Below are 11367 nucleotides of genomic sequence, written 5' to 3' on the forward strand. Positions count from 1 at the left end.
GGCGTGACGGGGCGGGGTGACCGGGGCGGGGCGCCGTACGGGTGAGGGCGAATCGATTCCGCATGCGCCGTGCGGGTGATGGCCGGATGCGGGTGCGTCCGTCGGGCAGAGATGGCCACGGCAACCTTCCCACCGGCAGAAAGTCCTTTGATGCGCCTTCGCTCCACCTGCGCCGTCCTCGGCGCGGCCCTGCTGCTCGCCGCCGTCCCCGGCTCCGCCTCGGCCGCCACCGGCCAGTTCCGCTACGACTACGTGACCGTGGAGGGCTATGAGGCGACCGGCTTCCTCAACGACCCGCCGAGCGGGGAGTGCCTGGATCTGCCCGGTGTGGGGCCGGAGAACCCCCGGCCCGGCGATTCGCCGAAGAACCGTACGGACGCCTGGGCGACGGTCTTCGCCGGTTCCGGCTGTACCGGGGACTGGTTCCGGCTCCGCCCGCACACCGGTGGGGCCTCGGAGCGGCTGAAGGTGCGGTCGGTCGTCTTCGACTGACGCTCCGGCAGGACGGGCCCCGCCGACCACTCCCCCGTGGGCGGTCGGCGGGGCCCGTTCCATGAGCGCGCCCGGTGGGCCTCGGGCGGTGCCCGGGACAGGGTCAGCGCGTGGAACCGGGCCGCCCCAGCAGTACGGCGGCGACCCGCTCGGCCATCTGGGCGGAGTCCGACCGCCGGGTCGGGTGGTAGGTGAGGACCATCCGGGTCCGCAGATCCCGGGTGGTGAAGATCCGGGTCCGGTAGCCGTACTGCTCCCCGGTCTTGCCCCAGATGTCCACCCCGTTCACCGGGACCCGCTGGAACCCTCGGCCGTAGCGGGCGGGGCGGCCGTCGGTCATCGGGACGGACGGGACCTGGAAGAGCTGGTCGGCCGCGCGCGGCGGCAGCAGTTCGCCGGAGAACAGGGCGGTGTGGAAGCGGAGCAGGTCGGTATGGCTGGAGACGATGTCGCCGTCGCCCCGGGACGACTCCACCCGCTGGACGGTGATATCGCGCAGGGAGCCGTCGGTCATCCGCAGGTAGCCCCGGATACGCGGTCCGCGCAGGTGGGGGTCGGCACCTGGTACATAGGTCCGGCGGAGTCCGAGGGGGCGGGCGATCCGGGTCGCGACGGCTTCGGCGTACGTCTGCCCGGTCAGTTCCTCGATCAGCAGGCTCAGCAGCAGATAGTTGACGCCCCGGTACTCCTGGACCTGGCCGGTGCCGGACGGCGGGCGGTGGGTGACGGTGGCGAGCAGTTCCTCCGGGGTCCAGCGGTCCATCCGGTGCCGCCAGACGGCTTCCGGGGTGCTTTCGTCGGGGAGCCCCACATGGTGCGGGATACCGCTGGTGTGGTCGAGCAGTTGGCCCGCGGTGATCCGGCCGAAGGAGTGCGGCAGCAGTCCGGTCGGCAGATGGCGGCCGATGGGGCCGTCCAGGTCGATCCGCCCAGCGGCCCACTGCTGGAGTACGAGGGCGGCGATGAACACCTTGGTCACACTGCCGACCCGGACCGCGTCCCCGGGGTGTGGGGGGCGCCCGGCGGCGGGGTGGGCGTATCCGGCGGAGCCGTACCAGGAGTCACCGCCCGCGCCGTCGTCCACGGTGAGCTGGGCGCAGGTGGCGTGCGGGGTGGTCAGATCGGAGATCGCGGCGCGTAAGGCCCGGTCGCGGTCGGAGCCGGGAGCCCGGGTGACGGGGCGGCGGAGAGTCCGCGCGGCCGCCGGGCCCGCGGTCGCGCCGAGGACACCGAGAGCGGCGGGCAGGGTGGCGGCGCCGAGGACGAGCCGTCGCGAAGGAGGTCGTGTCATGCCGTCAGCCTCGCCGTCGCGGGTGGCCGGGCCATCGGGGTTCCCCCGGGCCCGACCCTGGGAACGACCCCGAGCCGCCCCCGGATCCCGGCCCGTCCGGAACGGATGCCGCCCGCGAAGCCGAAGCCGCGGGCGCGGCCGTTGCCGCACCCGGTCGCGCCGGACACCGCTCAGCTGCCCGACGCGAACGGCCCCCGGGGGTACGGGACTCGTGGTCCCGTACCCCCGGGGGCCGGAGGGTCGGCGGCGGCGGGGAGGTGTGGGCTCGCCGCCACCGCCGTTCGGCCCGCGTCCGGCCGGGCGGCCGCCGGACCGATCGGCCCCGCCGCCACCGCCCGGCCAGGGTGCGGGCGCGTACGGTCGGCCTCACGGTCCGTCGGCCGGGCGCTCCGTGGGCGCCGTACCGGCCGGGTCCGCCGCCGGGGTCAGTTCACCCGCAGCAGCCGGTTGGGCGATCCCGGGCCGGGGTTGGTCACCACACCGGGCGTGGCCGCCGCCACCAGGGCGGAGCCGACGGCGGCGGGCGTACCGGTCGGGTTGCCGCCCAGGTGGAGGGCGGCGGCACCGGCGACGTGCGGTGCGGCCATCGACGTACCGGAGATGGTGTTGGTGGCCGTGTCGCTGGTGTGCCACGCGGAGGTGATGTTCTGGCCGGGGGCGAAGAGGTCCAGTACGGCCCCGTAGTTGGAGAAGCTGGAGCGGGCGTCGGTGATGGTGGTCGAGCCGACGGTGAGCGCCTCGGTGACACGGGCCGGGGAGAAGTTGGCCGCGTTCTGGTTGCTGTTACCCGCGGCGACCGCGGTGGTCACGCCGGAGGCGATGAGCCGGCGCACGGCGGCGTCGATGGTGCTGTTGGCGCCGCCGCCGAGGCTCAGGTTGGCCACGGCGGGCTTCACGGCGTTACGGGCGACCCAGTCGACCCCGGCGACGACCCCGGCGATGGTGCCCGAGCCTGCGTTGTTGAGGACGCGTACGCCGACGACGCGGGCCCTCTTGGCGACGCCGTACTGGGTTCCGGCGACGGTGCCCGCGACATGGGTGCCGTGGCCGTTGCCGTCCTGGGCGACGTTGTCGTTGTCGACGGCGTCGTAGCCGTTGACCGCCCGGCCGCCGAAGTCGGAGTGGGAGATCCGGACTCCGGTGTCGATGATGTACGCGCTGACGCCCGCGCCCGCCGAGTCCGGGTAGTTGTAGCGCTGGTTCAGCGGCAGCCTGGGCTGGTCGATCCGGTCGAGGCCCCAGGAGGGCGGATTGACCTGGGTGGCCTGGATGCTAACCGTACGATCCTGGGCGACGGTCGCCACCTTGGGGTCGGCGGCGAGTCTCTTCGCCTGGCCCTCGGAGAGGGTGACCGCGTAGCCGTTGAGGGCCTTGGTGTAGGTGCGCTTGATGGTGGCGCCGTACTTGCGGGCCACCTCGCGCCCTTCGGCGGTGGACGAACGCGCCTGGCCGTCCCGGAGTGTGACGATATAGCTGTTCTGGATCGCGCCGGAGGCACCGGCGTCGACTATCCGGCCTTCCGCGGCCTCGGGCGCGGCCGTGGCGGGCAGCGCCGTCATCAGTCCGAGGGTGAGGGCGGCGGCCAGGGTGGCGCCGATGGGCGAGAGCTTGCGCCGGGGACGGGCGGCGTCACGCCGTCCGTCGTTCTGCGTCACAGCCATCAGAGGGATCCTCCTCATCGGTGGTGCGCTGGTGGGGGGTGGTGCGTGTGGTGGATCGTGGTGCGGCTCCACGGATGTTCACACACCCGAAACGTCAGGAGCATGTCAACTCCGTCCGTCAGGATCACACCCTGACGGCAGGATCGGCATTGCACAAGAGGGGCTTGGTCGCGAGCGGTTGACGCGGCCTCCGCCACGGGGTCGCCCGACTCCCGGAGAATATGGATCACCGCAGGCCGGGGCGGGTGCGACGGAGGGGTCGGGTGGTCCTGTTACAGGCGTGTGGCGATTGTGTGAGCCGTCGGCCGACCGCTTTCCCGGACGGTGCGAGGTCGGGCGCCGGGCCCCTGTCGGTCGCGTATCGGCGGATCGAGCGCGCCACGGCCACGGGCCCGACCGGGATGATGGCGGGATGACCCGCCTGTTGACCCGCCGTCATCTGCTGTCCGTACTGGATCCCGCCGAGTGTCTGGCCGCGCTGGAGGAGGGGTTCCGGACGGCGGACACCGGCTCGTCGGCGGCCGGGCTCCGGGTCCGTACGGAGCTGCCGTTTCCCGGCACCGCGACGGCGCTGCTGCCGGGGGTGCTGCCCGGGGCGGCGGCGTACACCGTCAAGGTGAACGCCAAGTTCCCCGGCGCGGCACCGGCCCTGCGCGGCGTGGTCTGTCTGCACTCCGGGCGGGACGGCGAACTGCTCGCCGTGCTCGATTCGGCGACCCTCACGGCCTGGCGGACCGGGCTGGCGGCGGCCCTGGGCACCCATCTGCTGGCGGCGCCCGACGGGGCAGCCGGGGGGTTCGGTGTGGTGGGGGTGGTGGGCGCGGGCGCCCAGGCGGAGTTGGTCCTGCGCGGTCTGGACGCCGTACGCGGCCGGAGCGGACTCGTCGTCCACGACACGGACCGGGGGCGGGCCGCCGACTTCGCCGCCCGGCACGGCGGCAGGCGCGGCGGTCGCGTGGTGGAGTCGGCTCGCGCGGTCGCGGCGGAGGCCGATGTCGTCGTCTCGGCGACCTGGTCCCGGACACCGCTGCTGGCCGCCGCCGATATCCGTCCGGGTCAGCATCTGACGTCCCTCGGCGCCGACGAACCCGGCAAGTGCGAACTGGCCGCCGATCTGCTGCGCCGGGCCCGGGTCGTCGTCGACGACCGGGAACTGGCCGCCGCCGCCGGGGCACTGGGGGCGGTAGGGCTGCCCGCCGGTACGGCCGCGGGCACTCTCGGCGAGATCGTCCGAGGGGTGCGGCCCGGCCGGAAGGCGGCGGACGACATCACGGTCTACGCCCCCGTGGGCCTGCCCTGGCAGGATCTGGCGCTGGCCCTGCCCGCGTACGAGCGAGCCCGGGACCTGGGTATCGGACTGTCGGTGGATTTCCTGTCCTGAGCGACGCGGCGACCGCCCGGGGCACGCCGTGACGGCGGTTTCCGGCCACGGCCCGCCGTACGGGCCCGGGCGGGCACACCGACAGCACGAGCGGACGGCGCAACACCCCTCCCTCCGTCGGCCGACCACGCGGCCGGGGCGCCCGGCTCCGGGCGCCGTACGACGGGATCGCCGCAATGAGCCCCGGCTCGGACCTTCGCGCCACCAGGGGTCGTACGCGCCCATCGGGCTCCCGTCAGCACGGGAGCCGCCGGGCCGGAGCGGCACCCGGGCATCACGACGGGATACTCCGGCGCGTCGGCCTCCCGTCGTGGCGGGCCCGCCACGGCACCGGGACCGTACCCGAACCACCCGTCAACTCGCCTCGCGCGCAAGACGGTTGACCGGGGCGCGCGTTCCTTTCTGTGATCCCGGCGTCACCCTTCCGGCGGAACCGTGCGGCATGTTCGGACATCTCCCGGGCTGTACGGGGCCCGCGTTCATCCGGGCCTCCGGCACCGCCGAAGACAAGGAGATCCAGTTGTGATCCGAATGTCGCGCGGGCTCACCGCTACCGCTGTGGCCCTCGCCCTGGCCGTGGCCGTTCCGGGGGCGGCGCACGCCGATCCTCCGGAGCCCCCACGACCGCCCATCGCGTCCACCGGGGCCGGGGCCCCGCTTCCCGACGGCTGGCGGATCGCCGCCGAGGGCGGGGAGAGATATCTGGAGTGGCGCTCGGAGCGCCGGGTTCCCATGGGGGACGCCCGGATCGGCTTCTACTCGGGCGACCGGCTGATCGGCTACCCGGAGGCCCGGCCCGACGGGCACACATTCCGACTGGCCCTCGACCGCGCCCGGGTCGGTCCGGGCGACGATCTGCGGGTTTCGGCCGCGGGCCGCCGTCTCGATGAGCCCGCCGCCGGTACGGCGCGGAAGCAGCGGGCCGAGCGGCCCGGCCCGGCACCCCGGCCGGCGCCGGTGAACGAGGTCGACCCGGGTGTCCCGGGGCCGTACGCGACCACCACCGGCGAGTACCGGCTGCCGTCCGTACGGCTGCCCGGGATACCCGTCCCCGTGGAGATGACCGGTACGGTCGTCGCGCCGCGCGGGGCCTCCGGCAAGCGGCCCCTCGCGCTCTTCCTGCACGGACGGCACGAAACCTGCTACAAGCCCGGCGGAGAGGCGGGGGGCGATTGGCCCTGCGCCCCCGGTGAGCGCCCGGTCCCCAGCCACAAGGGGGTATCTGCGGTCCCAGCAACTGCTGGCGTCCCAGGGCTATATGACGGTCTCGATCGACGCGAACGGGATCAACGCCCAGGACCATCTTCTGGAGGACGGCGGGGCGCAGGCCCGTTCGTCCCTGGTCCGGCGGCATCTGGCCCGTTGGGCGGCCTGGTCGGGCAAGCCGTCGACGGCTCCGGGCGCGGTCCGCGCCGGTTCCCCCGCCGATCTCTCCCGGGTACTGCTCGTCGGGCATTCCCGGGGCGGAGAGGGGGTCAACCGGGCGGCGCTCGACAGCCTCCACCGGGCCCCCGCCGACCAGGACGGCTACCACGGCCCGGTGCGCTGGACGATCCGCGGCACCGTACTGATCGGCCCGACGATCTTCGCCCAGAACCCGGCGCCCGACGTGCCGTCGGCGACCATCCTGCCGGGCTGCGACGGCGACGTCTCCGACCTCCAGGGGCAGCAGTATTCCGACGCGGTCCGCGGGGTCGGCCGGGGTACGGCGCTGAACAGCGCGATCTATATGGTCGGCGCCAACCACAACTACTTCAACAGCGAGTGGACCCCGGGTCAGGCCGAGGCGCCCGCCGAGGACGACTTCCAGCCCGACCCTGACCGGCCCGACCCCCTCTGCGACGCCGGTGCCCCGACCCGGCTCACCGCCGACCAGCAGCAGCGGGCCGGTGCCACGTACATCGCCACCGCCGCCCGGCTCTTCGTCGGCGGCGACGACCGGGCCCGCCCGCTGCTCGACGGTACGGGGCGCCGCGCGCCGTCCGCCGGGCCGGTACGGGTACTCACCCACGCCGTCGGCGGTCACCGCACGCCACTCCTGCGGCCCGGCGCCGGACTGAAGGTGTCCGGTGGGCGGCTCTGCGACCAGGTCGCCCCGGACGAGCCGACGGGCTGCCTCCCGTTCGAGGACACCCGCCGCACACCGCATTTCGCGTTCTGGCATACCGACGACGAGGCGGACCGCAAAGCGGTGACGGCCCGGTGGACCGCGCCGGGCACCCCGATCCGGTTCCGTCCCGCCCGGCCGGTGTCGGCCGGGGACTCCCGGGCGCTGGCGCTGCGGATCGCCGTACCGCCCAACAGCGCCGGTACCCGGTTCGACGTCGCGGTCACCGACGTGTCGGGGCGGCGGGCGGTGCTCGGCGCCGTCACCCTCGACGGGCTGCCGGGCACCCGCCGGACCGCGTCCCGCTGGGCGCAGGAGGCCCGGGTCGGGCTGGCCGCCGCCTATCGCGCCGGGGTCGATCCGAAGCGGCTGGCGGAGATCGAGCTGACGCCGCGCAGCCGCTCCGGCGAGCTGCTGCTGATCGACGCCTGGGGCTGGCGCCCCGGTACGCCGAAGGTCCGGCCGACCGCGATGCCGCGGATCGACATCGGCAGGGCGGTCGTGCGGGAGGGCGACTCGGGCGAGCGGACGTACCGCTATCCGGTCCGGGTCTCCGGCAAGGGCACCGGCCAGGTCTGGCTCTACCTCCGCGATCGGGAGGCCGGCGAGACCCGGGCCCGGCTGCTGACGCTCCGGCCCGGGACGGCGCCGGTGGAGCTGACCGTGACCGTCCGGGGCAATACCCGGTACTCGTACGACTACACGCGCGAGATCTTCGCGAAGGCGGCGCGGGGCGCGGTCGTCGGCGCCGACTACGGCGGGGTGACCGTCACCAACGACGATCCGCTGCCCCGGTTCTCGGCCCGGCCGGTCGCGGCCGACGTCACCGAGGGCGCACCGCTGACCTGGCGGGTCTCCCTCTCGGAAGCGGCGGACACCGAACTGTGGGAGACCCGGTTCGCGGTCCTGCCGGTGACCGGGAGCCCGGAGGTGTCGACGGCGGACGTGGGCGCGGCCTGGCTCGATGAGCACTTCCAGGCCGGGCAGACGCCCGAGGTCCCGCTGTCGTCCCTGGGGCCCGAGCCGTCCTTCCCGGTCGGGGTCCCGGCGGGCCGGACGAGTGTCGACGTCACGATCCCGACGGAGTCCGACGGGCGGGCCGAGCCGGTGGAGTCGCTGAGGCTGCGGTTCGACACCGGAGAGGGAACCGGGGGCGGGCCGGTCTTCACCGGCACCGTGCGGGACGCCTCCTGAGGCGGGGCGCGGGCCGGGATCACCGGCCCGCGCCCGATCCCGTACGGCTCCGCCCACCCGTACGGGATCTCCGCGGCTCGCGGCTCGGACCGACGGGCCGGGCCGGGCCGACGGCAGACGCCGGATCGCCACGCCGGGCCCGGCCTTCGCGGCGTCCCCGGCGGGACCCGGATCACTGTGACCGCCAGGACGGAGCAGAACGAAGGCCGTGGGCCGGGAGCGCGCTGCCGTTGCCGCGCGCGGTGGTCGGCGCAGATCACGGTCGGATCGGCGCAGGTCCTACGCCTCGGGCCGCCCGACGGCTCCGTCCGCCCGTACGGGTTCCGCCGTACGGTTCCTTCCGCCGGTACGGGGCTTCGCCCGTCGACGCCCGCGCCCCGTACGCCCCGGCTCCGGGCCGTGGCCGCCCCCGATGTCCCGGGGCGGATGAGCGGGCGGGCCCGCTCGCCGGGCACTCCCCCGCTCCGGGAACCGGACCCGTCCCCGGTGCGGCGGGTCCGGAGGGGACTCCGGCCCGCCCGGACCCGCCGACCCGCCGTCAGTCCGCCGTCGGCGGCTGCGGCGGGGCCGGGGCGTAACCCGTGGGGCGGGCCGTGAAGGTGCCCCGGCCCCGGGTGCGGCCGCGCAACCGGGTCGCGTAGCCGAACAGCTCCGCCAGCGGCACGGTCGCCGTGACGACCGAGGTGCCGCCCCGGGCGGTGGAGCCGGAGACCCGGCCCCGGCGGGCCGCGAGATCGCCGAGGACCGGGCCGACCGCGTCGTCCGGCACGGTGACCGTGACTTCGGCGACCGGCTCCAGCAGCACCAGTCCCGCCGCCCGCAGCGCGGCGCGCAGGGCGAACCGGCCCGCCGCCCGGAACGCGAGTTCCGAGGAGTCCTTGGGGTGGGTCGCCCCGTCGGTGAGGACCACGCGCAGCCCGGTCACCGGATGGCCGCCGAGGGGACCGTCGGCGAGGGCGTCGCGGCAGCCCGCCTCGACCGCGCGGACGTACTCCTTCGGCACCCGGCCGCCGGTGACGACGGAGGTGAACTCCAGCGGATCGCCGCCGTCGCCGCCGGGCGGGTCCAGTGGCTCGACGTCGATGACGACATGGGCGTACTGTCCCGCGCCGCCGTCCTGTTTCACATGGCGGTGGACCAGTCCGCGGACGCCCCGGACCACGGTCTCCCGGTACGCGACCCGGGGCCGCCCGACCGTGATCTCCAGGCCCTGCTCGCGGCGGATCCGTTCCGCGGCCACCTCCAGATGCAGCTCGCCCATCCCCGACAGCACGGTCTGCCCGGTCTCCGGGTCGGTCCGCACGGTCAGGGACGGATCCTCGTCGGCCAGCCGCGCCAGGGCGACGGCGAGCCGTTCGGTGTCGAGGGCGCGCCGCGCCTCGACCGCCGCGGAGACCACCGGTTCCGGCACCCCCGGCGGCTCCAGCACCAGCGGCGCCGCCGGGGCGCACAGGGTCGCCCCGGCCCGGGCCGCCTTGACGCCGACGACCGCGACGATGTCCCCGGCGACCGCCCGATCGGTGTCGGTGTGCCGGTCGGCGCGGACCCGCAGGATCCGGCCGATCCGCTCGGTCCGCCGGGCTCCCGCGTCGAGCACGGTGTCGCCGCGGCCGATCGTGCCCGAGTACACCCGCAGGAACGTCAGCCGCCCGGTGGGGGTGGCCGTCACCTTGAACACGAGCCCGGCGAACGGCTCCGCCGGGTCCGGGGCCCGCAGCTCCCCGTCGTCCGGGCCGTCCGGCGCCGTGCCCCGTACCGGCGGTACGCCGAGCGGCGACGGCAGCCACTCCACCACGGCCGCCAGCAGGGGCTCGATCCCGATGTCGCGATAGGCCGAGCCGCAGAGCACGGCCACGGCCGCGCCGTCGAGGGTCAGTTCCCGGACGGCGGTGGTCAGCGTTCCGGCGGTGACGGTGCCGTCGGTGTAAAACTCTTCCAGCGCGCCGAGGTGCAGTTCGGCGACGGCCTCGGCCAGCAGGGCGCGGCGGCGGTCCGCCTCGTCGGCGAGCGCGGCCGGCACGGGCCCCTCGGTGACCCGGTCGTCGGCGGACGTCCAGGTCAGGGCCCGCATCCGGAGCAGGTCGACGACACCGGTGAAGCCGTCCTCGCGGCCGATGGGGAGCTGGGCGACGAGCGGTACGGTGCCCAGCCGGTCGCGGATCGCGGCGGCCGTGGCGTCGAGGTCGGCGCCCGCCCGGTCCATCTTGTTGACGAACGCGATCCTCGGGACGCCGTACCGGTCCGCCTGCCGCCAGACCGACTCGGTCTGCGGCTCGACCCCGGCGACGGCGTCGAAGACCGCGACGGCGCCGTCGAGCACCCGGAGGGAGCGTTCGACCTCGTCGGCGAAGTCGACATGGCCGGGGGTGTCGATGAGGTTGATCCGGTGGCCGTCCCAGTCGCAGCTCACGGCGGCGGCGAAGATGGTGATGCCCCGGTCCCGCTCCTGCGGGTCGAAGTCGGTGACGGTGGTGCCGTCGTGGACCTCGCCGCGTTTGTGGGTGGTGCCGGTCAGATAGAGGATCCGCTCGGTGACGGTGGTCTTGCCCGCGTCTACATGGGCGAGGATGCCCAGATTGCGGACCGCCGCCGGGGTACCGGTCCCGGCGGGAACGGCGGTACGGACGGCGGGAACGGCGGAGCCCGTGGGGACAGTGGTACGGATGTCGTCACGGACGGTGGTGCCGGTACGGGTGGGGTCGTTGCGCACGGCCCTCGGCCTTTCGAGAGGTATCGAACAGGGCGGCGCGATGCTCCGGCGGTACGTACGGGCCCGGTCGGTACGGGCGGTCCGCACCCCGGCTCGCGGCAGGCCGGGCACGGCGTCGGGACGCGTGCGGTCGGCGGACCGGAGCGGGGCGGGGTGGTACGGAACGCGGGAGGGTCCGGTGGCGGGCGCGCAGCCGTCACCGGTCGGACGAGGACACCGGGATCACGTCGTACCGGGGGCGGGGGGTGCGGCGGCGGTCGTCGTGACGCGGCATCGTCCGCTCCCCCTTCTCGTCTCCGTGGCTCGGCCGGTCGCCGTTCCGCCGGTGCCCGTGGGGTCACCGGCGGCGGCCCGGCGGCCGTCGCGCCGCCGACCGGTGTCGGCGTGCGGGGCGATCTTAACGAGCGGGCCGGGGCCGGGGACAACCGCTTTTTGCGGGGTTAGCCGCCCCCGCGCGTGAGCGGGGGGGGCGGCGGGCCCGCGGGTTGCGCGTGTTTTGGCGGCGGGCGGGGGGGGGGGCGGGCGTTTGGA

The 11367-nt window shown here is 75.2% G+C and carries 5 protein-coding genes and 1 pseudogene; 3 read left to right on the forward strand and 3 right to left on the reverse strand.

Features of this window, described 5'->3' with window-relative positions; all coding sequences use genetic code 11:
- Positions 1-150: 150 nt before the first annotated feature.
- A complete protein-coding gene (locus AB0G74_RS26650) occupies positions 151-492 on the forward strand; it encodes a hypothetical protein (RefSeq protein WP_361150922.1) in 342 nt (113 codons plus the stop codon).
- 103 nt (positions 493-595) lie between these two features.
- Here AB0G74_RS26650 and AB0G74_RS26655 read toward each other — a convergent pair whose 3' ends face one another.
- Both AB0G74_RS26655 and AB0G74_RS26660 read right to left on the reverse strand, forming a co-directional pair.
- Positions 596-1783 carry a serine hydrolase domain-containing protein gene (locus tag AB0G74_RS26655; protein ID WP_361150925.1) on the reverse strand — a complete coding sequence of 396 codons (1188 nt, stop codon included), beginning with the start codon at positions 1781-1783 and terminating at the stop codon, positions 596-598.
- A 425-nt stretch (positions 1784-2208) separates the two neighbouring features.
- On the reverse strand, positions 2209-3444 hold the full coding sequence (locus AB0G74_RS26660) for a S8 family peptidase (protein ID WP_361150928.1): 1236 nt from the start codon (positions 3442-3444) through the stop codon (positions 2209-2211).
- A 412-nt stretch (positions 3445-3856) separates the two neighbouring features.
- Here AB0G74_RS26660 and AB0G74_RS26665 point away from each other — a divergent pair, with 412 nt between their 5' ends.
- A complete protein-coding gene (locus tag AB0G74_RS26665; RefSeq protein WP_361150931.1) occupies positions 3857-4825 on the forward strand; it encodes an ornithine cyclodeaminase family protein in 969 nt (322 codons plus the stop codon).
- Between the two features lie 531 nt (positions 4826-5356).
- Positions 5357-8126 (forward strand): annotated as a pseudogene (locus AB0G74_RS26670) (hypothetical protein).
- Positions 8127-8664: 538 nt separating this feature from the next.
- On the opposite strand, the gene fusA reads toward AB0G74_RS26670, so the two are convergent.
- Positions 8665-10836, reverse strand: a complete 2172-nt coding sequence (fusA, locus tag AB0G74_RS26675; protein WP_361150933.1) for an elongation factor G — start codon at positions 10834-10836, stop codon at positions 8665-8667.
- Positions 10837-11367 lie beyond the last annotated feature (531 nt).

The organism is Streptomyces sp. NPDC020875, assembly GCF_040641415.1.
Lineage (GTDB): Bacteria > Actinomycetota > Actinomycetes > Streptomycetales > Streptomycetaceae > Streptomyces.

What these genes read in the sequence shown, in the direction of transcription:
- AB0G74_RS26650 (WP_361150922.1), top strand. Translation starts at nt 151, where the DNA reads ATGCGCCTTCGCTCCACCTGCGCCGTCCTCGGCGCGGCCCTGCTGCTC.
- AB0G74_RS26655 (WP_361150925.1), bottom strand. Translation starts at nt 1,783, where the DNA reads ATGACACGACCTCCTTCGCGACGGCTCGTCCTCGGCGCCGCCACCCTG.
- AB0G74_RS26660 (WP_361150928.1), bottom strand. Translation starts at nt 3,444, where the DNA reads ATGGCTGTGACGCAGAACGACGGACGGCGTGACGCCGCCCGTCCCCGG.
- AB0G74_RS26665 (WP_361150931.1), top strand. Translation starts at nt 3,857, where the DNA reads ATGACCCGCCTGTTGACCCGCCGTCATCTGCTGTCCGTACTGGATCCC.